The sequence below is a fragment of the Nonlabens sp. Asnod2-A12 genome (assembly GCF_045063745.1).
In the GTDB taxonomy this organism is placed as follows: Bacteria; Bacteroidota; Bacteroidia; order Flavobacteriales; family Flavobacteriaceae; genus Nonlabens; species Nonlabens xylanidelens.
The window spans coordinates 2,637,166-2,659,805 of record NZ_JBEFOB010000003.1; the positions used below are offsets into that span (position 1 = coordinate 2,637,166).

At 35.3% G+C, this 22,640-nt stretch carries 16 protein-coding genes and 1 tRNA gene; 12 read left to right on the forward strand and 5 right to left on the reverse strand.

From position 1 onward, the window contains the following. Positions 1 to 153 precede the first annotated feature (153 nt). From ACJJVJ_RS12000 to ACJJVJ_RS12045, 10 genes are all read left to right on the forward strand, one after another. Positions 154 to 2,553 (forward strand): alpha-amylase family glycosyl hydrolase, encoded by a 2,400-nt coding sequence (locus ACJJVJ_RS12000; RefSeq protein ID WP_405370536.1) that lies wholly within the window; start codon positions 154 to 156, stop codon positions 2,551 to 2,553. A 72-nt stretch (positions 2,554 to 2,625) separates the two neighbouring features. After that, positions 2,626 to 4,053, forward strand: a complete 1,428-nt coding sequence (locus ACJJVJ_RS12005) for an alpha-amylase family glycosyl hydrolase (protein ID WP_405370538.1) — start codon at positions 2,626 to 2,628, stop codon at positions 4,051 to 4,053. Between the two features lie 346 nt (positions 4,054 to 4,399). Further along, complete coding sequence (locus tag ACJJVJ_RS12010; RefSeq protein WP_405370539.1) at positions 4,400 to 5,110, forward strand: DUF2064 domain-containing protein; 711 nt, start codon at positions 4,400 to 4,402, stop codon at positions 5,108 to 5,110. A 74-nt stretch (positions 5,111 to 5,184) separates the two neighbouring features. Continuing rightward, a complete protein-coding gene (locus tag ACJJVJ_RS12015) occupies positions 5,185 to 8,166 on the forward strand; it encodes a TonB-dependent receptor domain-containing protein (protein ID WP_405370540.1) in 2,982 nt (993 codons plus the stop codon). 69 nt (positions 8,167 to 8,235) lie between these two features. Beyond that, entirely contained in the window at positions 8,236 to 9,456 is a 1,221-nt protein-coding gene (locus ACJJVJ_RS12020; RefSeq protein ID WP_405370542.1) for an ABC transporter substrate-binding protein, read from the forward strand. A gap of 126 nt (positions 9,457 to 9,582) precedes the next feature. After that, positions 9,583 to 10,443 carry an ABC transporter permease subunit gene (locus ACJJVJ_RS12025; RefSeq protein WP_405370544.1) on the forward strand — a complete coding sequence of 287 codons (861 nt, stop codon included), beginning with the start codon at positions 9,583 to 9,585 and terminating at the stop codon, positions 10,441 to 10,443. After that, positions 10,443 to 11,210, forward strand: a complete 768-nt coding sequence (locus ACJJVJ_RS12030; protein ID WP_104513877.1) for an ABC transporter permease — start codon at positions 10,443 to 10,445, stop codon at positions 11,208 to 11,210. Before ACJJVJ_RS12025 ends, ACJJVJ_RS12030 begins: the two co-directional genes overlap by 1 nt. Before the next feature lie 5 nt (positions 11,211 to 11,215). Further along, positions 11,216 to 11,941: an ABC transporter ATP-binding protein gene (locus ACJJVJ_RS12035; protein WP_405370546.1), complete on the forward strand. Its 726-nt coding sequence runs from the start codon at positions 11,216 to 11,218 to the stop codon at positions 11,939 to 11,941. A 111-nt stretch (positions 11,942 to 12,052) separates the two neighbouring features. Beyond that, positions 12,053 to 13,012, forward strand: a complete 960-nt coding sequence (locus ACJJVJ_RS12040; RefSeq protein WP_405370548.1) for a radical SAM protein — start codon at positions 12,053 to 12,055, stop codon at positions 13,010 to 13,012. A gap of 398 nt (positions 13,013 to 13,410) precedes the next feature. Further along, positions 13,411 to 14,439, forward strand: coding sequence for an App1 family protein (locus ACJJVJ_RS12045; RefSeq protein WP_405370550.1), 1,029 nt, complete (start codon positions 13,411 to 13,413; stop codon positions 14,437 to 14,439). Positions 14,440 to 14,559: 120 nt separating this feature from the next. Here the strand turns inward: ACJJVJ_RS12045 and ACJJVJ_RS12050 are convergent, their stop codons facing one another. The 3 genes from ACJJVJ_RS12050 to ACJJVJ_RS12060 form a co-directional block, all read right to left on the reverse strand. After that, positions 14,560 to 15,660 (reverse strand): DUF4407 domain-containing protein, encoded by a 1,101-nt coding sequence (locus tag ACJJVJ_RS12050; protein ID WP_405370551.1) that lies wholly within the window; start codon positions 15,658 to 15,660, stop codon positions 14,560 to 14,562. Positions 15,661 to 15,760: 100 nt separating this feature from the next. After that, on the reverse strand, positions 15,761 to 18,079 hold the full coding sequence (locus tag ACJJVJ_RS12055) for a M56 family metallopeptidase (protein ID WP_405370553.1): 2,319 nt from the start codon (positions 18,077 to 18,079) through the stop codon (positions 15,761 to 15,763). Between the two features lie 2 nt (positions 18,080 to 18,081). Continuing rightward, a complete protein-coding gene (locus ACJJVJ_RS12060) occupies positions 18,082 to 18,447 on the reverse strand; it encodes a BlaI/MecI/CopY family transcriptional regulator (protein ID WP_104513872.1) in 366 nt (121 codons plus the stop codon). Positions 18,448 to 18,874: 427 nt separating this feature from the next. Between ACJJVJ_RS12060 and ACJJVJ_RS12065 the strand changes: the two genes are divergently transcribed. Continuing rightward, entirely contained in the window at positions 18,875 to 20,347 is a 1,473-nt protein-coding gene (locus tag ACJJVJ_RS12065) for a cell wall anchor protein (protein ID WP_405370555.1), read from the forward strand. Positions 20,348 to 20,435: 88 nt separating this feature from the next. On the opposite strand, the gene ACJJVJ_RS12070 is transcribed toward ACJJVJ_RS12065, so the two are convergent. Further along, a complete protein-coding gene (locus ACJJVJ_RS12070; protein ID WP_405370557.1) occupies positions 20,436 to 21,821 on the reverse strand; it encodes a dipeptidase in 1,386 nt (461 codons plus the stop codon). A gap of 110 nt (positions 21,822 to 21,931) precedes the next feature. On the opposite strand from ACJJVJ_RS12070, the gene ACJJVJ_RS12075 reads away from it, so the two are divergent. Further along, positions 21,932 to 22,013 (forward strand) — tRNA-Leu (locus ACJJVJ_RS12075). 184 nt (positions 22,014 to 22,197) lie between these two features. Here the strand turns inward: ACJJVJ_RS12075 and ACJJVJ_RS12080 are convergent. Next, positions 22,198 to 22,626, reverse strand: coding sequence for a hypothetical protein (locus tag ACJJVJ_RS12080; RefSeq protein WP_405370559.1), 429 nt, complete (start codon positions 22,624 to 22,626; stop codon positions 22,198 to 22,200). Between the last annotated feature and the right edge of the window lie 14 nt (positions 22,627 to 22,640).

Genomic DNA, 22,640 nt, shown 5'->3' on the forward strand with positions numbered 1-22,640 from the left:
ATGAGTGAAAACATATTGATAAATTACCGCCAAACCTTTAGGATTTGAATAAGATAATAATCGCGAGCAAAGCGATTCCATGAAAACTTTCCCCTTTGGGGAAATGCCGCAGGCAATGGGGCTAGCGATGCAATAAATAATAAATAAAGTGAAATGAAAAAACTACTAATCCTACTCATCGCAATTCTTATTATAAGTTGCGATAATAACGATAAAGAAAAAATTACACTTGACACGAGAGCTAGTGTTATAGAGGTGATGACAACGCCTATTTATAAAAATGTAGGAAGTAATAAATTTTTAATTTCCGATTACGTTTTAGATGTTGAATCTATTGATAGTATCACTTTAGGAAAAGGATGTTATAAAAAAGATTTAGGTAGTAACAATGATATTAAAATTCCTGGAAAACTAGACGACTCCTATTATTTTGGACTGAATGACAAAGCTCCTTTCGTTACTAATATTACTTTATGGATCGATGGAATTAGGAACGATATTCCAGTTTATAAAACTCCACAAGGTCAGTTTTCATTGCCTTACGTTAATAGAACTAAGAATAAACCTAAGAAAGTTCAAATTAAAGGAAGCTTTACAAATTGGGCAACCATAGATTTAGAAGATAACAATGGTGTCTGGATACATACGGCTGCACTTCCAGCTGGGAAACATCAATATATTTTTGTTTTGGATGGTGTCGAAGAAAAGTTGACTGAAAACGACGAGATGGTCATTAGTAATAATCAAGGAGGCTTTAATCGTTATATTGATAATTCTTTGTCAACAAATACAAAGCTATCCTACGATAAAATCCTTGACAAAGGATTCACTTTTAAAACATCGGGAAGTTTAGAAAACGTAGTTGTTCTGTACGAAAACCAACTCGTAGAAGCTGTAAAAAGCAAAAATGATAATACCTACACGGTAAACCTACCAGAAAAAGATTTTTCAAATCGCATTTCAAAAACACAACTCGTTAGAGTTTTTGCTAGTGATAAAAATGGTCGTACTAACGATTTATTGATTCCGGTACAAAATGGTCAGGTGGTAGAAGACCCATCGCAACTTGCTAGAAATGATTTTCATAATCAGGTGTTGTACTTTATGATGGTAGATCGTTTTCTTGATGGAGATAAAAGCAATACAAAACCTGTGAACGATCCAGAAATTTTACCCAAAGCAAATTATATGGGTGGTGATCTAGCAGGTGTTTTGGCAAAGATAAAAGACGGTTATTTTGAAGAATTAGGAATCAACACGGTATGGTTGTCGCCTATTACTCAAAATCCAGAAGGTGCTTATGGCTTGTGGCCAGAGCCTAAAACTAAATTTAGCGGTTATCATGGTTACTGGCCTATTTCTAATACTAAAGTAGATTACAGATTTGGCGATGAGAAGGTCTTAAAAGAAATCATTGAAGAGGCTCATAATCGCGATATGAACGTGATTCTAGATTATGTAGCAAACCACGTTCATGAAGAACATCCTTTATACAAGGAACATCCAGAATGGGCTACAGACTTGTATCTAGAAGATGGAAGTTTAAATACAGAACGCTGGGACGACCATAGGTTAACGACTTGGTTTGATACCTTCTTGCCTACACTAGATTTTTCACAACCAGAAGTGGTAGAAAAAATGACCGATAGCGCATTGTACTGGGTTACCGAGTATAAACTAGACGGTTTCCGTCACGATGCGACGAAGCATGTGCCAGAAGAATACTGGAGAACACTGACTCAAAAAGTACGTGATAATACGGACAGACCTATTTACCAGATAGGAGAAACCTATGGTTCTTATGACCTGATAAGGAGTTACGTGAGCACAGGAATGCTAGACGCACAGTTTGATTTTAATCAATATGATGCTGCTGTATCCGCTTTTGCAGTAGCGGATGGAAGCTACTCAAACCTCACCGAAACCCTTAAAAAAGGTCTGGAATACTACGGTCACCATCATTTAATGGGTAATATATCAGGAAACCAAGATCGTGCAAGATTCATAAGCTATGCAAGTGGCGATGTGAAATTTGATGAAGACGCAAAGAAGGCCGGTTGGACTCGTGAAATAGTTATGAGTGATTCTACCGCATTTGATAGACTAGGTATGTTGCAGGCGTTTAACATGACCATGCCAGGTGTGCCGGTTATATACTATGGTGATGAGTACGGTTCTATAGGGGCAAACGACCCTGATAATCGCAGGATGATGAATTTTAATGGCCTTTCTAGTAGGCAGCAAAACTTACGTAAATTAGTTCAGGAATTAGTTCATCTACGTCGCAACTCTATGTCGTTACTTTATGGTACTACACAGGTTGTTATGGAAGAAAATGGCCTGTTGGGTATAGAACGTCATTACTTTAACGAGAGTACAAAGGTGTTTTTTAATGAGAATTCTTTGATTCTTAATGTGGGTTTAAATAATGCACGCTTTCGCGAAAGCGGAACAGCCATCAATGCCATTGTAACAGATAAGAATATTCAGATACCACCAGGTAACTTTGTGATTTTACAAATGAAAAATGATCAAAATAAAGATTTTAAATAAGATATAGAACTCCTACATTTGATACCTGAGCATAATATTAGGAAAACCAACTATTAATAAAGTACTAGCTTAATGAAAAAATATATTTTAGGATTACTTGCCATCACGGCATTATTTGCCTGTAAGGAAGAAGTGAAAGAAGAAACAGTTGTAGAAGAAGTTGAGGTTAAAAAATACTCACCTATACAGGATGAAGATCTAGAAAATGCCGTTATATATGAGGCAAACATAAGGCAGTATTCTCCAGAAGGTACTTTTAATGAGTTTACCAAGGACATTCCAGAACTTAAGGATCTAGGAGTTAAAGTAATATGGTTAATGCCTGTTTTTCCTATTTCAGAAAAGAATAGAAAGGCAACAGGTGATTTAATGGTTGAGGATATTAAAGACCCTAAAGAAAGAGAGAAATATCTAGGTAGTTACTATGCGGTAGCGGACTATGAAGAAGTGAATCCAGACCTAGGAACGCCTGATGATTTAAAGAATCTTATAAAAACAGCACATGATAATGGTATGTATGTGATCCTGGACTGGGTTGCAAACCATACAGGATGGGATAATAGATGGATTAAAGAATATCCAGACTTTTTCACCAAGGATAAAAATGGTAAAATGATGCATCCAGAAGGTACCGACTGGACAGACACTGCAGATCTTAATTATAGTAATAAAGATATGTGGACGTATATGACAAAAGCTATGGAGTCATGGATAGAAAGATATGACGTAGATGGTTTTAGATGTGATGTGGCTCATGAAGTGCCTACTGAATTTTGGAATTATGCGACTAAAGAATTAGAAGACCGCAAACCTTTATTTATGCTAGCAGAAAGTGAAAAGAAAGATCTTTTTAAAGAAGCATTTGATATGGGGTATAATTGGGAAGGGCATCATTTAATGAATGAACTGACTAAGGGTGACTTTGATGTTAAGGAATGGGATAATTACATGGAACGTAATGAGAAAAATTATGAGAAGGATGATATATTAATGAATTTCATAACAAATCATGATGAGAACTCATGGAATGGATCTGTAAAAGAAAGAATGGGATCTAAGGCAAATGCCATGCTTACATTTAGTTACATGATACCTGGTATGCCATTAATTTATTCTGGTCAGGAGTATGGTATGGATTACAGATTAAAGTTTTTTGAAAAAGATACTATCCCTAAAACTAAAGGGGAGACTTGGGATCTTATGAAAAAACTAGGTGAGTTAAAAAACAATAATGCCGCACTTAATGGTGGTAAAAACCCTGCTAGTTATACCAGACTAGAAACAAGTAATGATAATAGTATTTATGCTATTAAGAGAGAGAAAAATGGAGATGTTATTTATTACATTGTAAATTTATCTACAGAGAGAGAAAAAGTAAAAGTACAAGGCTTGTCAGGTAGAATAACTGATGCGATACGTGGTGGTAGTGTTGATTTTAAAGAAGGTGACTTTCTTGATTTTCCACCGTATGGATATCGTATTTTTACTGTAGAAAAATAATACGGTTTTCAACAAAAATGTAAAAAAGGCTTCTCATTAGGGAAGCCTTTTTTTATGATATCTAGTGTCAGTCATAGAATTAAGAGTAGTATGCCATGAAGTTACTTATGTGATTATTCACTTTGCTTTTTATCTGAATTTTTAGAATTCATGTATGCTAATATGTATCAAAAAGTGAAAAGTGAAACTTTCGTGACAATTTTATTGTAATTATGCAAATATCATAGAGTAATTGTCATTTTGTAAAACCTGAAGAGGGAAGTTTTACGTATGTAATGCCGTAGTTTCTATTCCATGAATGCGAGCTTATTTTGAATGATAAAAATGTAACGGTTAAAATTAAAAATTGATTTTTAAGAAATCTTCTCATACTGCTATTCTAGTCTTTGCCGCTTCTGGTAAGAAAGATGCGTGGCGTAAAGGTATTAAAGGCGGTGATGTGCTTTTTGATACGCTTACAGATCAAACGGTTGCTCTAGCGAGTAAAACTGGTTTACCATATTTTGTACATACAGAAAAGCAACAAAAGGGATTTGATTTTGGTTCTAGGCTAAGTAATTCTATTCAGGCAGTTTTTGAGCAAGGATATGATAATGTAATAGCCATAGGTAATGACACGCCGCATTTAAAATTATCACATTTTAAACAGGCTATTGATAACCTAGAACAAGGGGTTGCTACAATAGGTCCTTCCCAAGATGGTGGTTTTTATCTTCTAGGAATTAATAAAGCTACTTTTTTAAAGGTAGAAAATAAAGAAAATAAAGAATCTAGCTTTTCTAAGTTACCTTGGAAAACGTCTCGATTAACTAATTCTCTTACAGATAGTTTTAGTAACGGTCTAGTTTTATATAAAATGCTAGATAAGTTAATAGATCTAGATGCAAGTGTAGATTTAAGGGCGATTTTAGATTACTCATTATCTTTAAATGAAATAATACTTCAACTCATTTTATTATTAGTTGAGAGCGATAAAAGTATAGCGTCTAATAGTAGTGTCTTTTACTTAATTAAGGATGCTGATGTTTATTATAACAAGGGATCTCCTTGTTGTTAATGTCTATATGTATTTATAAGCGCGTGATTTAGAAAATAAATTTGCGTGCATTTTTATCACTTTACTTTTATTAAATGAAACAATTATCCTTTTGGGTAATGCTACTTATGTGCATTACCGCATTCTCTCAAGATCTAACAGTTACCGTAACTGATTTCTCCACTTTTCAAGGTTTACCTGAAATTAAGGTTACTTTAATTAATAGCTCTAGAAATATTTCTATGGAGCAAGCGACTGATGCCTCAGGAAAAATAACTTTTAAATCTTTACCTACCATCAATGGTTATGTGGTAAAATTTGAAGGTAACGACCAGTATGAATCTGCAGAAAGTTCTGTTATTAACATACGTTCTAATGAGAACCCATCTGTTGTATTAAGCATTCTCTCAAAAAACGATGATAATACTCTAGATACTGTTGTTATTAACTCGCAGACTAGTAACCGTATTAACCGTCGTGATGCTGAGGTTTCCTTTGAACTAGAAGCTGCCGAAATTCAAGAAATACCTGTAGAAGGTCGTGATATCACTAGAGTTCTATACCGTCTACCTAACGTTACACAAGCAACAGGTTTCTTTCCAGAAGCGCCTAATGTAAGTGTAAATGGAGCAAACCCATTATTCACATCATATACTATTGATGGTATGGATAATAATGAACGATTTTTAGGAGGGCAGAGATTTGCGATTCCTTCTGGTTTTGTAAATGACATTACTGTTTTTACTAATAATTATAGTGCAGAGCAAGGTCTAACAGAAAATGGTGTTATAGACGTTACTACAAAGTCAGGTACCAATAAATTAACAGGAGAAGCCTTTTTTATCACACGACCAGGTCCTAGTATAGATGGTACTAGTCAGTTTGCACAAAGAGATTTATCTGGTAATCAGGTTAAAGATGGATTTGCTAGATATCAAGCAGGTGTAGGAGTAGGTGGTGCTTTAGTAAAAGATAAAACCTTTTATTATTTGAACATAGAACATACTACAGATGTAAAAGATAATTTATTAACGTCTCCACAATTAGGAGTGGCAGAAACTGTTGAAGGAACAAATACGTTTAATTATCTGTCTGCAAAGATTGATCATAAATGGTCAGATAGTTTCCGTAGTTCATTGAGAGCAAATGTAGGTTTTGTGGATATAGAACGTCAGGGTGGTGGACTAGATGGTGGTGCGTTATTTCCTAGTGCAGGAGATACGCAAGAAAGAAACTCTATCAACATCGCTTTAAAGAACAGTTATAATATAGGAGATGTATTTGCCGAATCTAACATTCAGTACTCTCGTTTTAGATGGAATTATTCTCAAGCAAATAACTTTGGTAGTCCTCAAGTAACGGTAAGAAATCCAGCAGATGAAACCATAGCTATTATTGGTAACCCAGGTTATATTTTTGACGCTTTAGAAAACACAGTGCAATTTCAACAGAAATTTAAATACTACTTAGATAACCACTCTCTTAAAGCAGGATTAAACTACATACGTGGTGATCATGAATTATTAGGTGGTGGTAATCCATCAGGTAATTATACGGTAGATTTAACTCAAGCTCAATTAGATGCTTTAAGAGCAAGAAATCTAGGTGGCGCTCTTAATATTAACGACCTACCATCTGACGTAGAAGTGACTAACTATGGTGTAGAATTAAGACCAGCACAGTACGGTACAGATCAATCTATTTATTCTATTTATGCAGAAGATCTTTGGTCAGTTTCAGATCGTTTAAACGTGACACTAGGTTTGCGTTATGATTATGATAACCTTTCTAAAGGTGGTAGTGACGAAGGTGATAAAAACAACTTTGCACCTCGATTAAATTTAAACTATAAACTGACAGAGAAAAGTAGTCTACGTGGTGGATATGCTGTTTCTTATGGTAAAATACCATATGCAGTATATAGTGATGCTTTACAACAAAACACAACTAGTGAAGATTATCAAGCGCAAATTCAGGAATTTGTAGATTTAGGGATACTTCCTTCAGACACTAACGTTGATAGAGTAACCTTTGATGGTAACCTTACTGCAAATGTAGCAGGAGTTTCTTACCTTAATGGACCTACAGCAGCATCTTTACAAGATCAACGTGAAGGGGTTTTCTCAAATGAGAGACGTATACTTAATCCTAATGGGTATGATAATCCATACTCACACCAGTTTGCTATAGGATATCAAGTACAGGTAGAAGAAGATAAATTATTCTTTGTAGACCTTATTCATAATAGAGGTGAAGATCTTTTAAGATTAAGAAACTTAAATGCCGCTGCAGAGTATACGGTGGATCCTGACAACGTAGTAGTAAGAACACAAGCAGAGGCTGATGCTACACGACCTATTCCTATTTCTAATAACAGTGCCGTAATAGATGGTCAGACTAGAACTGGTGTTGCTAGAAGTGTTGTTATTACAGAAAATGGTGGTAAATCTCGCTATTATGCTGCTAGTTTTAATTTACAGAAATCTCGTGGAGAGGACAACTATTCTTACCGTGTTAACTATACACTAGCTAGTTTAAAAAACGATACCGAAGATATTAACTTCCGTGCACAAGATGGTAATAACTATGGAGATGAATATGGAGCATCTATCAATGATAGAAGACATAACATAAACAGTATTTTTAATTATTACCCACTAGAAGGAACGACTATAACACTTGCAAACATCCTGCAAAGTGGACAGCCTATTAACCGCATTCCAGATGCTTTGTTATATGGAACAACAGATTTGAATGGTGACGGTAGCGGTTTTGGAGATGCATACCAGGGTAATAGTGATCGTTCTCCAGGAGAGGCTCGTAATAACGACCGTCTTCCATGGTCCGTTAACTTTGACCTAGGTGTACAACACCAGTTTAAACTTAAAGGCGATAAAAAACTAGAACTAAGAGCAGATGTCTTTAATGTTTTTAACGTAGAGAATTTGAGTGGTTATAGTAACAACGCAACACAGTCTAATCAAATTCAGGCAGGTCCTGCTTCTAGTGGTCGTTTTGTCCAGCGCAACGCAGGTCCACCTAGACAGTTTCAATTTGGTGTTAGATATTTGTTTTAGAAATTTGAAAAGTTCCGCTTTCGCGAAAGCGGAACTTTTATCAAGCTTAATATAAGATGTAAAGAATCTATGAAAAAAGTACATATTTACCTTATCCTAATCACAGCGGTTTTAATAACCGCTTGTGGTGGTAAGGAAAAGGAAGAAAATTCTATAGATCTAACTAGTGCTAGCTGGGAAGAAATAGAAAAAGAAGCGCATGGTAAAACTGTAAACATGATGATGTGGAGCGGTGACCCTAAGATTAATTCTTACATGAAAAACTATGTCGCACCAGCGATGAAAGAACGTTATAATATAGACGTAGAATTATCTAACGGTCAGGGAAATGCAGTTGTGCAACTGATCATGACAGAAAAACAAGCTGGTAAAAAGAGTAACATAGACATGATGTGGATTAATGGAGAGACATTCTATCAGTTAAGACAGGTTAAAGGTCTATACGGTCCATTTGTAGATCAATTACCTAATGCGCAATACATAGATCTAGATAACCCATTTATAGGAACAGATTTTCAAGAACCTATTAATGGCATGGAAACACCTTGGGGTAATGTGCAAATGACCCTTATTTACAACAGTGATAAGGTGACTGATTTACCTCAATCACGTGAGGATTTACTTGCTTTTGTAAAAGCAAACCCAGGTAAATTCACCTTTGATAATCACTTTACAGGATTAACCTTTTTAAAGGCTTTATTAATCGATATCGCTGGTGGTAAAGATGCACTAGCAGGAGATTTTAATGAAGAAAAGTATAATAAGTACAGCGCTCAATTATGGAGTTATGTTAAAGAATTACAACCTTATCTATGGAAAAATGGCGAGGCATTCCCACAAAACGTGGCGCAAATGCACCAGCTATTTGCTAGCGGAGAGTTACTGTTTACAATGAGTAATAATGATGCTGAGGTAGATAACAAAATTAATGAAGGTGTTTTTGCAGCATCTTCTAGAGCTTATGTACCAGAATTCGGTACGATACAGAATAGTCATTATTTAGGTATAGCAAGTGACGCAGTAGATAAAGCTGCGGCTATGGTCATGATTAATTTTATGATCTCGCCAGAGGCACAATTAAAAAAGCAAAATCCAGATGTGTGGGGTGACGGTACGGTTTTAAAATTGGATAGATTATCACAAGAATTTCAAGAGAAATTTCAAAACATACCTTCTAGAAAACAAGCTCCTAACAGAAAAGATATTCAAGAAAAAGCACTTCAAGAGTTAGCACCTGAGTACATGATAAGACTAGCCGAAGATTTTAGAACAGAAATTATAAATAGTTAGATAGAAGAATACAATTTAAGAATAAGTTAAATAGGTGTATATTATTTACCAGTTCATTTATTCTTGTTCAAAATTAATAGCATTTTTTATTTATCATATTAAACAATAATAACGCAACATAAAATATTGAAATTTAAGTCAAAACATATCTCCATTACTATTTTTATCCTATTTGCAGCAGTGCCTGTTCTCTTAGGGTTTGGATATGCTTTGTTGTATAGTTTTGGGCTTACAGGTATTTTAAGTGAAGGTTTTACAACAGAGTATTGGGAGAAAACACTACTAGCTACAGAGTTCTGGAAGTCCTTAGGTTTCAGTCTTTTTATAGCTGCAGTAGTAATGACTATTTCGTTGTTCTTTTCTTTATGGATAGTAATCTCGTGGACTAAGAATTTATATAAAGGACTGCTGTCTTATGTGACCTATTTGCCACTAGCATTTCCTGCTATTGTAATGGCATTTTTTAGCTTTCAGTTGCTTTCTAAAAGTGGTTTTATAAGTCGTGTCATTTTTAATTTAGGATGGATAGATGACCTAAGTCAGTTTCCAGACTGGACTAATGATGCTTATGGAGTTGCAATTATATTCAGCTTGTGCCTACTGATCACGCCGTTTTTTATCATTTTATATTCTAATTTATATCAAAACGAGCGCATTCCAGAACTTAAAGCACTTGCTCAAACCTTAGGAGCAAAGAAAAATCAAATCACTACCAGAATAATAGTGCCTATCTTATTAAAAAAGAGTGCTTTTACAATTATGTTGTTTCTCATATTTGTGATGGGAACTTATGAAATACCGCTATTGTTAGGTAGACAAGATCCATCTATGTTATCGGTTTTTATAATTCAAAAACTTCAAAAATTTAATCTGGCAGACATACCACAGGCATATGCGGTGTCAGTTATTTATATACTTTTAATAGCAATCTTAATAGCGGTAGTTTATAAAACGAGACCAGCATTCTTTAATCCAGAAAAAAACTGATGAAGAAAGCCCTCCAAATATTATTTATTCTATCGATCTTTTTCCCGATCGCATTCTTACTATTACTTAGTCTAGGACGCAACTGGCCGTATCCAGAATTGTTACCGCAATCACTGTCCCTAGAAAACTGGGAGTTTTTACAAAAGTCAGATAGTAAACTATTGCAAACATTTTTCTTGTCTCTAGGTATTTCTATTCTAGTGGCAACGGTAACTACTGCGCTGGCTTTTATAACGAGTAAACATATCGCATTGAGTAAATACCGCAATAAATTAATGCTGCTGGCATACATTCCTTATGTGCTATCGCCAGTTATACTGGCAGCGACACTACATTTCTTTTTTATATATGCAGGTATATCAGGTAACGTGAGTGGTGTGTTGCTAGCGCAGTTTTTTATAGCATATCCCTTTGGAGTTATTATTCTCAATAACTTCTGGAATCATAAAACTAGAGCGATAGAAGAGCTATCTAAAACATTAGGCAGCAGCAGCTGGCAAACGTTTAAAAACGTATTACTACCTATTTCAAAAAACGCATTATTGCTATGTTTTTTTCAGACATTTCTAGTGTCGTGGTTTGAATTTGGGCTCACTAACTTAATAGGAGTAGGAAGTGTGCAAACCTTAACGGTGCGCGTTTTCAGCTTTGTAAATGAGGCAAATATATTTTATGCAGCACTAGCGAGTTGTTTATTAATACTACCGCCCATGATTCTTATATGGATCAATAAGAGATACATATTTGCCACAGAAACCGTAATTTAAGACCATTGGAACCACTTTTACACATAGATAATATTACCAAAAGCTTCGGCAGTGAGACCGTTTTACACAACGTTAGTTTTACGCTGCAAGAACATGAGGTGCTTAGTGTTTTAGGAAAATCAGGTAGTGGTAAAACGACTTTATTAAAAATATTAGCTGGATTAGAAAAAGAAGATGATGGTACTATTTCGCTTTCGCGAAAGCGGATGAACGACACGCCACCTAATAAAAGAAACATAGTTTATCTATACCAAGAACCCTTGCTATTTCCTCACCTTAATGTTTCAGAGAACATAGCATTTGGTTTAAAGATACGTAAGCAATCACCAGATGTGATTAAAACTAAGGTGGAGCACATGCTTGCAGAAATAGGTCTAGAAGAACATGCAGAGAAAATGCCTCACCAGCTTTCTGGTGGACAAAGACAGCGTGTGTCATTTGCAAGAGCATTAATTATTGAGCCCAAAGTATTGCTGTTAGACGAGCCATTTGGAGCGCTAGATGCTGAGACTCGTGTGCAAATGCAAGAACTATTTAAAAAGCTCTCTAAGAAAATGAAGCTTACTTCTATATTCATTACTCATGATTTAAAAGAAGCACTGACTATGGGAGATCATATAGGTAAAATAGAATTAGGTCATTTTAAAAGATATGAATCTAAGCAAGATTTTTATGATGACGTAGATAGCGGTGCACAACAAGAGGCTGCTTTCTGGAAACAGTTTAATTGATCGTGATTTAAACAATTAAAATAAAGAAAGACCGTGGCACTTCTTTCTTATAGATAGAGTACCTCGACATGAGGAAAATGGATTGCTAGCAACAGTCTATAAAAAGATAAAATGATGACAGAAATTAAAAAAGATTTTAACCATTTACAGTCCTTATACTGGGTCTTTACACAGCTGTGTAATGACGATTGTGATCACTGTTACAATGATTCAAGTCCATTTGGGAAACGTATATCTCAAGAAGACTGTATGGCGATAATCGATAATATGCCAGACCATATAGAGCGTATTATCTTAAGTGGTGGTGAGCCTCTAGCCGATATTAAACTGCTACATGCTATTCTTGATAAAATCCAAGACAAGTATAAAGGTAAGACCCAAGTAATGATCCAGACTAACGGTGATTTATTAAATCCTGCAAAGTTACAAGTCCTTATAGATAAGGGTGTTTCTAGATTTGACATCGCATCTATAGATAGATACCATAAAAAAGCTGGTGGTAGATTAATGGAGCTAGCAGATATTTTTGATACTTGTGGTGTGGTCGGTACAGAAAAAGATCCGCTTATAGAAGGTGGTCATTATCTAGCCGAAAATCCTTTAAGTTGGGGTTATTGGGGTGCAAGTGAAGAAATGTGGTTAGGTGGTAACTGGGCCAGAGGTAAAGCGATGAAGCACGATATATGGATGAAGGATCCTGAGCATAACTTTTGTACCATTTTAAGTGGTGCAAGAAACTTCTTAGGTGGTCATGAAGATATACCTAACGAGATAAGCATACAGTTATGGCGCATTAATCCATGTTGTCCAGGTACACATTTCCCTATGGGAGACGCACGTAAACAAAAGGTGAGTGAGGTACTGGATAGAGCAAGTAAGAACTTTGTTTTTAAAATGCTTAATGAAGGTGACCCACTTAAAATGGGATTAAAACTAGGTGTTACTGAAGCAGATGCAAAAATTAAGAATGAAGAACTTAAAAATATCTGTCTATACTGTGATCATTTCTTAAAATGTAATAAAGATAAAATCTTCAATAAAGATGGCGTCATGGCAGACGTTGTTGAATAACACAATAATGTAATAAAAACTTTAAAAGCAAGGTGTTAGATATGTTATTACCTTGCTTTTAAAGTTTCATATAGAGTGCTATTTATCATAAGTAATAAGATAAGCTAGTTTTCCTTACTAGGCTTTATTTCTTAATTTTGTCATTTCTCTTAAAATCAAAATATGATTCCAGACTGGTTTTACAAATTACTTATCGTCATGTGTGTCATAAGTTTGTGCATCTTAGGTTATAAAATCGCCGACGGTGAACAAAACCGAAGTTTTATCTGGTTCGGCTTTTTATTCTTAATGGCTATCTGGTATGCATTAAGGCAATTAAGAAGTAATAAATAAGCTTTTAAACTTTTATTAACCAGCATTCTATAAGACAGTTGGTATAAAACGATTATTTTCACAACATGGCAATTTTTAAACGTGATCCTTGGATTCTCGACATTTATCGTACGTATAGTGGTGCAAACCATTTGTATATACGTGGTCGCGCGCTAGAAGACCAGCCATTAAAACATTATGAGCAACAGACCTTGTACCAGACGCTGCGCAATACCTGGCGTACTTTTGCTACAGACGAGATAAGAAATGCTCAGGTAAAATTAACTTTGCCTAACGGTAAGTTTTTTGAAGTAAAAGCAGACCATGAAGGCTATTTTCTCTTTAATATAAAAACTGATATAGACCTTGATGCATTAACAGATAAAGAAGGATACTTATCCTTTACGGTTAGTTTTGATGAAGATAATTCCGCTTTTGCGAAAGCGAAACGACAAAAACGTCTCAAAATAAATAAATTCTCTGGAGAGTCATTAATACCTCTAGAAACTGCGGCTTATGGAGTTATAAGTGATATAGACGACACTATAATGCATACTGGTGTGACTAGTTTTCTTAAAATACGTGTGGCTTTTAATACCTTTTTTAAGAATTATGACCGTCGTTTACCCTTAAAAGGTGCTGCTAGTTTTTATCAATTATTACATAGAGGCTCGTCAAGTAACGATCAAAACCCAATGTTCTATTTGAGTAATAGCCCATGGAATTTATACAAATATCTAGAGAAATTTCTAGACTTTCATGGGTTTCCTAAAGGACCTATTTTATTGCGAGATTTCCCGACTCCATGGGATAGAACGCCCAAATTAAAACGACCTCATAAAGAGCACGAACTTATCAATATCTTAAAACACTATCCACACATGAAGTTTATTCTTATAGGTGATAGTGGAGAGCACGATGCAGATTATTATAAAGACGTTGCACAGCAATTCCCTGATCGTATAATGGCTATTTATTTAAGGTCTGTAGATCATAAAAAGAAAATGTTGCGAGTAAAATCCATTGCCGACGGTTTTACCATATGTCCTATGTTATTAGTAAAAGAATCTAAAGAAGCCGTTACTCACGCTCGTGAGAATGGATGGATTGTGTAAGAAGCTGAATTCTAAAGAAGATTCAAGAAATTAGATTCAGGAATCGAGATTTATTTATAGCGATTCCGCTCTGCAGCGGAATGACAAATCAAAAATCAGATATCGTTAATCTCCAATCTTTTACCCTAAAATCCCATTCTGTTTTTTATAGAAAGCATCGGCTTGTTTTTGCATGAGTTCTCTTGCTATTTTCTTTTTGTAGGTATAGAGTTCGTCCTCGTCTGCGATGTCTTTATAGACTCTATTGTTTAATTCTTTATCAGTTTGTGTAAGTACGGTTTGCTGTTGCTTTTGTTGTGTTACCCATGATATAACGAGATCTTCTCGCTCTGCATATTTGTAATCATACTCACCTCTAGGGGATAATAATTTGGCAATGATAGGAGATGTTTCTATGGCTAGAAACAGTAAGAAGATGAAAAATGATGTGATAAAAGGCAATTTATTTAAGGCTTCAATACGCGCCATAAGTCCGTCTACGTTTTCTATAATCGGTTGTGATGCGGCCAGCTGTAAAGTTTCTTTAGTGTTTAAGTCGGCTAGTTGTAATTCTATGGCTGCTATTTTATCGGCATTTGAAGCTTTTAGTTCTTTAAGTTCTGCCAGAGCAGCATCATGCTTTTCTCGTTTCTCCTTGTAAACCGGTCCTTTTCCTAGTTTGTTAGTTCCAGATGTTCCTTCGGCTTCTGTAATATACGTGGAGTACAAGGCTTCTACTTCGGCTTCTTTTATGGTGATTTCAGATTTTAATTCTTGTATCGCTTTCGCGAAAGCGGACTCCTCAACAGCAAATAAACTAGCAACTTGCTCTTGATTATTTAAGGTCATCGCGTTTTTCTCTTCCAGAAGAACCTGATCGATTTCTTTCTCAAATATTTTTAATTCAAGAGGTTTTGAAATCACAACAGCAATAATAAGTGCTAAAACAATACGAGGTGCCGCCTGCCATAATTCATTGATTTTGCGATCACTTTTCTTAAGTGTAGAAACAATGTAACGATCCAGATTAAAGATCAATAAACCCCAAACCAATCCAAAAGCACCGGCTATCCAGTAACTATCAAAAACGGTAAATAGCGCATAACTGGCTGCAAAAAATGCCATAAGTGCGGTAAAGAAAACCGTTGCGCCTATACCGGCATACTTATTACGCTCGCCTGCGCTGCACTGGTCAAGTAACTCAGCATCAGCACCACTACAAAAGATGAAAAAAGATTGCATAAAAAAACGTTTATAAAAGGGTTGTCTTTTATAAACGCTTGAAATTGTGGATTGTTACAGTTAATATTAAATCTTAACTATTAATTATTTTTTAAATCTACTAGCAACCCCTCGTAAAAATATCTTTTGGTCCCATAGCTGCATCATAAGTATAAATCATTATGGCTTCTTTATCACTAATTTTGTCTAGATAAATGTTCCAGTTGTCATTTTTTAAAATGATAAATAGTGCGTCTTCATGACTCTTTATTCTACCATCCACATAATAATCGTATTTATCTTTATGAATGTTTATAATATCAACAGGGTCACCTATTAATGTTTGGGCGGTTTCACTTTTTGAAGACCCTTCTTTTAAATGTTTTTCTACATCTTCCCATGTGCTACCTTTGACTGCTTTTTTATCTTTCTTATATATGCTTTTAACCCATTCATTTACTTCTTGCGCTTTTTGTTGAGCACTATATCCTTTATCAAAATCTTTTACCCATGTTATAGTATCGTTACTGGTACTTTTAAAATCATAATCTGGGTGATTTTCATTAAAATACATTTTCAAAGAATTCACTCCATTGACTGGCATGATCTGTACTCCTTTGTTTCCGTTTTTTTCTATGAATTCTTTTGCCTTCTCTTTGGTAACTTTTATGTTATTAATGTAATAGTTCATATTATCACCAGAGTTTTTTATATAATCCATAGGATTTGCTGGCGGCGGTGGTGGCGGTAAATCTTTTTGATCTAGATATTCTACGGTTTTATCCTTCACATCTATCTTATTTCCCCAGCGGTCATAAAAAGCCTTGTCATTATCTTTTATGGTGTAATAATGAATTTTTCCATCCACTTTAATATATCCTTGATTTTCAGATGGAGCTGCAGGTGGCGGTGGCGGAGGTAAATCAGGTAGTGGTTGTGCGTCACTTTTTTGTGATGCACTCATCTTATCATATATAGATTTATACTTAACCAAATCCTTCATTTTAATGATCGCATACTCATTGTTGCTATTTTGCTTTGCTGCTTTATTTTGATAATTAACCTTTTTTGCCCAGTCGTTATATGCGACAAATTCTTCTTCACTTACAGTTTTAGGATCTGTAGGCGACGGCGGTGGAGGAATATCTCCTGGAGTCATATCATTATCCCAATATAAATAAGGCCATGGTTCATTTTCTGCTTTTTGCTGGTCACTCATAGAATTAAAAATAAGTTGCATGCGTTTTGTGTCTTCTTTAAACACTACTACGTGGCCTTTTTCTTCTATAAATTTTTGATGCTTTTTTGCTTGAAAATTATATTCTTCAATGTCTTTAGAAGTTACATTTTCAAGAACTTCAATGATCTCTATCTCTTCATCTGTTCTTCTTATTTCATAACCTTGACTTTCAAAATCTTGAAGCTCGTCGAAGGAGTTGTAAATATCTATTTGATCACCATTGATCTTATAGTAATGAGGCTCTCCGTTTATGACGATTTTACCTTCAGGATCGTTAGGATCAACGATAATAAACTTCTGGTTTGAATCGTCTTCTACGATTACAATTTCTTCAATTTCTTGAAATTCGGTTTCTTCCTTACCACAACTTATAATAAGTAAGGCAAGAATAGGTATAAGCGCTAGACTTCTTAGGACTAGGCTGGTATTTGATGTATGTGTTTTCATGATATTAAATCTTTTTTTGATGATAGGAAATGTAAACGTGTTTGCCATCGCCTGTTGGTAGCTAGTGGTAGCATGTTTTAATAAAACCTCTTGATAGGATACCGTAGATATTCCTTGGTTTAAAACAGCGCTATCTGCAAGGAATTCATGATTCAGCTTTATGGAATACCTGATGATGTATAACAATGGGTTGAACCATAGAACGACTAAAAGCAACTCAATAAATAGTATGTCTAGTGAGTGCTTTTGATCTAAATGCGCTTTTTCATGTTCTAGAATAACCGTGGGTATGTTGTTGGATTCGTGGTCTTTCTTTGAAATGAAAATGCGTTTGAGAAAGGAATGCGGTATAGTTAGTTGATTGCGCAAAATAAGTTGATAGGCTTTGTAAGAACTGATCTCATCTTCTTGTTGGATTCTAAAAGAGCTCAAATTCTTGCCAAAACGCCAAAGCATAATTGCAACACCTATAATGTAAATACCACTGAATACATAAAACCAATTGATCTCAAAACTAGGTTGATCTACCATAGTTTCTGTTAGTACTAGAGGACTATAATTTACAAATGGAATTTCTTCCATAGGTATAATTACAGTTTTCACAACTATAAAAGGTATGATCAACGATATGATAAGTGCACCTATCAAATAGAACCTTTTAAAAGTATGCCATGAAGTATTTTCTATTAAAAGCTTGTAAGCTAACCATAAAGTAAACAAGCAAGCTGTAGAGTTGATTAAGAAATGTTCCATAACTACTTATCTTTTATTTGTTGATCGATAATTTTTCTAAGTTCTTCTAACTCGTTTTTAGTCAAGTCGGTTTCCTTAGTAAAGAACGAGGCAAATTGTGAAGCGCTATCATTAAAGAAATTCTTGATCAACCCATTTACATGTTTAGAGAAATAGTCACTTTTCTTAACCAGTGGTTTATACTGACGGCTTTTACCAAATAGTTCATAGCCTACAAAACCTTTGTCTGTCATACGTTTTAAAAGAGTAGCAATAGTTGTGGTTGCTGGTTTAGGCTCTTCATATTCTTCTAACAGTTCTTTCATAAAAGCTTTTTCTAGCTTCCATAAATGACTCATAAGATCTTCTTCGGTTTTTGATAATTTCATTTTCTCAATAATTTATTAGAATCCAACTCTACAAATGTAGAACAATATTTTAATTCTACAAGTGTAGAGCATTTAATTTTATATTGATTACAGTTTTAGTATGGTAAAAATGGCTTAGCTTTTTATTAAATGTATTTCTTTTTAATCGGTCTGAGAGCCATAGATGTAGGGTGTTTGTTAGAATCTTGTACCTATTTATGATCACATATGTGAATTAAAAAGTTCCGCTTTCGCGAAAGCGGAATTATTAAAACAGCTTTTAGTCGTGTTATTTGTGTATTAAATCGACAAAGTGAGTTAAAAACATGAGTAAAAACGTTAAAATTCTAAAATTTATTTTAAAATAAAGCTGAATATTAACTACTGTTAATTTATTTGAAGAGTTGTTTTTATTATCTCTCTAATTTTGTAAAACAAAGACGACTATATGAAATCAGCTATTACATTTATCATATTATTTGCTACCGGAATAGTTTTCTCACAGGTAGGGATTAATACTAATTTACCAGACCCTAGTGCTATGTTAGATATCTCATCTGACGATAAAGGACTTTTAGTGCCTAGAATGACCACGGCCGAAAGATTATTAATAACCGCGCCGGCAGATGGTTTAATGGTGTACGATACAGACTTACAGGATTTTAAATACTATCGTAGTGGCGAGTGGAATTATATAGGCAGGTCGCAAATAAGAGAAAACTATAAACTAGTAAAAGATATTTCAGATTTATCTGACGAGTTGATCGCAGGGTCTGGCTCTCAGTATTTATTAAATACAGATTTCTTATATGAAATTAATGGAAATGTGACATTTGACTTTCCGATTAATTTAAACGGTGCGTATGTGGAAGGTGTAGATTCTGGAGAGGATGTTATCATAAACGCTAGTGGTGCGGCATTTTTTCAGGGAACGTCTGGTGGTAGTTTGAGGAATTTAACTGTTTCTGGTAATGGGAATCCTATTTTTGATATTACTGGTTCAGGGTCAGAGTTATTAGTTAGTAACAATACTATTTATTTAGGTGCCAGCGCTGTAGGTACTCTAGATTCTTTGGGTACTGTGTTTTTTAGTATTTCGCAATTTGTAGGTAATACAGATGGTCTTGCAGTTTCTAATATGTCTACCTTTTTAATGAGTAATGTATTCTGGACGGCATCTAATACAGGAACGTTTATTGCTTTTTCTGGTACGTTCAATAATTTACAAATGAGTAGTGGTAGAATAGAGGCAGATACTGGTGAAGTAGGTGTGGATGTAAGTGCAAATCCTACTATTAATAATGATGCTACACTGTCTCAATTAAGTTTTGTAGGATCTGGTATGCATGTAAATCCTTATACCGTTGGTACTTATACAGGTTTTAATTTTACAAAACACTGGAATGTTAATTGTTCTGGACTTCCTGTAGAAACAGATCAAGTATCCGTAGCCGATATTAATTTTAATTTTACTGCTGGTGGTGGTGCTGGGACGACTTTTGGTAGTGTGAGTAATGGTACTCCTATAAAATTAGCCGGTGCAACAACATCTAATAATTTATTTAGGTTCTCTAGTTCTGGTAATAATAGAGTAGTTTATGAAGGGAAGAAAAAACGTTTTTTTAATGTTTCTTCTAGTGTCTCCTTTGAAGGAAGTACGCCAGGAGATCGTTATATCTTTTATATAGCTCGTGGACGTGCTGGAGATCCAACACCTACGGTAATAGACGCTACAGGTGTGTGGAAAGTAGTAAATAACGCTGCTTCTGTGCCTCCTTCTACAACGGTGCGCGATATTAGTGCCGTCCCTATTGTGGGTGTTTTTGATCTCGAGCCTAACGATTATATTGAGGTATGGGTAGAGCGTTTTAGTGGTACTGGGCAAATATTTACCGTGGCGTTAAATCTAGCAATCAATTAAATTATATATCGCTTTCGCGAAAGCGTAACATGAAAAAATCCCATTCTATAGAGAATGGGATTTTTTGTTTACCAGTAAGTAACTATATCTATTTACTCATCTCAGTAAAGTGTTTATAGAAATGAGGTATGGTTTCTATACCTTTAAGATAGTTCCATACACCAAAATGCTCATTAGGTGAGTGAATTGCATCGCTGTCTAGTCCAAAGCCCATTAAAATAGATTTAGAGTTTAGTTCTTTCTCAAATAAGGCAACAATTGGTATAGAGCCACCACTACGTTGTGGTATAGGTGTTTTACCGAATGTATCTTCATATGCTGCACTTGCTGCTTCATATCCTAAAGAGTCAATAGGTGTTACATAAGCAGTACCACCGTGATGTGGGTTTACTTTAATCTTTACACCAGCTGGTGCAATGCTCTCAAAATGTTTTTTGAAAAGGTCAGTAATTTCATGCCAGTCTTGATCTGGTACTAAACGCATAGAGATTTTTGCATAGGCTTTGCTAGCAATAACAGTTTTTGCTCCTTCACCAGTATATCCACCCCAAATACCGTTTACATCTAGTGTAGGTCGTATGCTGTTGCGCTCATTAGTGGTATATCCTTTCTCACCATGTTCTTGTGCGATGTCTAAGGCTTTATTGTAAGCTTCTTGAGAGAAAGGAGCTTTAGCCATTTCAGCACGCTCTTCTGCGCTTAATTCTTCTACTTTGTCATAGAATCCGGGAATGGTGATGCGGTTATCCTCATCTTGTAATTGTGAGATCATATCACAAAGAATGTTGATAGGGTTTGCAACGGCACCTCCATAAAGTCCAGAGTGTAGATCGCGATTGGGACCTGTAACCTCTACTTCGACATAACTTAAACCACGAAGTCCGGTGGTTATACTAGGTACGTCTTTTGCTATCATACCAGTATCAGATATAAGGATTACATCGTTAGCTAGTTTTTCACGATTGCGTTCTAAGAACCATCCTAGTGACTCACTACCTACTTCTTCTTCACCTTCTATCATGAATTTTACATTACAAGGTAAGTCGTTATTTGCGGTCATGTATTCCATGGCCTTAACGTGCATGTACATTTGTCCTTTATCATCGCATGCTCCACGAGCAAAAATAGCACCTTCTGGGTGTAGGTCTGTTTTTTTAATTACAGGTTCAAATGGTGGGCTGTCCCATAGATTGATAGGATCTGGCGGTTGCACGTCGTAATGACCGTAGACTAATACCGTAGGAAGGTTGGGATCTATGATTTTTTCTCCATAAACGATAGGGTAACCAGGGGTTTCACAAATTTCTACTTTGTCACAACCTGCTTCTAGAAGAGAGTTTTTTATAACCTCACTAGTCTTAATTACATCATCTTTATAAGCTGGGTCTGCACTGATAGATGGGATTTTGAGTAATTCTACAAGCTCGTTTATAAAACGATCTTTGTTTTTCTCAACGTATGATTTAGTGTTCATTTCAATTGTGTTTGATGTAAAGATAAGAAAGGTTGAAAATTTTTCTAATAAAGAATTTGTAATTGTCGAAAAGAGTGTATATTTGCCGTCCCAAATAGGGACACCAGTAAGCGGATGTGATGGAACTGGTAGACATGCTAGACTTAGGATCTAGTGCTTCACGGCGTGCAGGTTCGATTCCTGTCATCCGCACAAAGGAAAAGCTCTTCATTTATGAAGAGCTTTTTTGATTTATAGTTATTTGTAAAATATTTAATTAGTGTTGTTGTGTTTTGAATTTCAATAATTTATCGGTAGCGTGTGTTTTACTTTGATTTAAAAATTGGGCATAAAAAAACCGCTATAAAGCGGTTTTTAAAATATGAATGACCAGTTTTTAGTTACCGTTCATTTTATCTTTTAAGCTGTTAGTAGCTTTGTCAGTTGCGTCTTTAGCCTTAGCAGCAGCATCATCTACCGCTTTTCCAGCTTTGTCCATACCTTCTTGTGCAGCTCCTTTTACAGTTTCTCCAGCTTCATTAACACCTTCTTTTACTGCTTCCATTCCGTTGTTAGCTCCTTCTTTAACAGCATCGATACCGTCATTTGCAGCTCCTTTTACAGATTCTCCAGCTTCGTTTACGCCTTCTTTTACTGAATCTAATCCGTCAGCGGCAGCATCTTTCATGTCTCCTGCAGCGTCTTTCATAGAATCACCAGCTTCTTCCATTCCAGCTTTTGCGTCATCCATTCCTTTTTCTACTTCTCTACAGCTTACTGTGAAGATTAATCCTAAAGCTACTGCTCCTAAAAATACTTTTTTCATGGTTATGTTGTTTT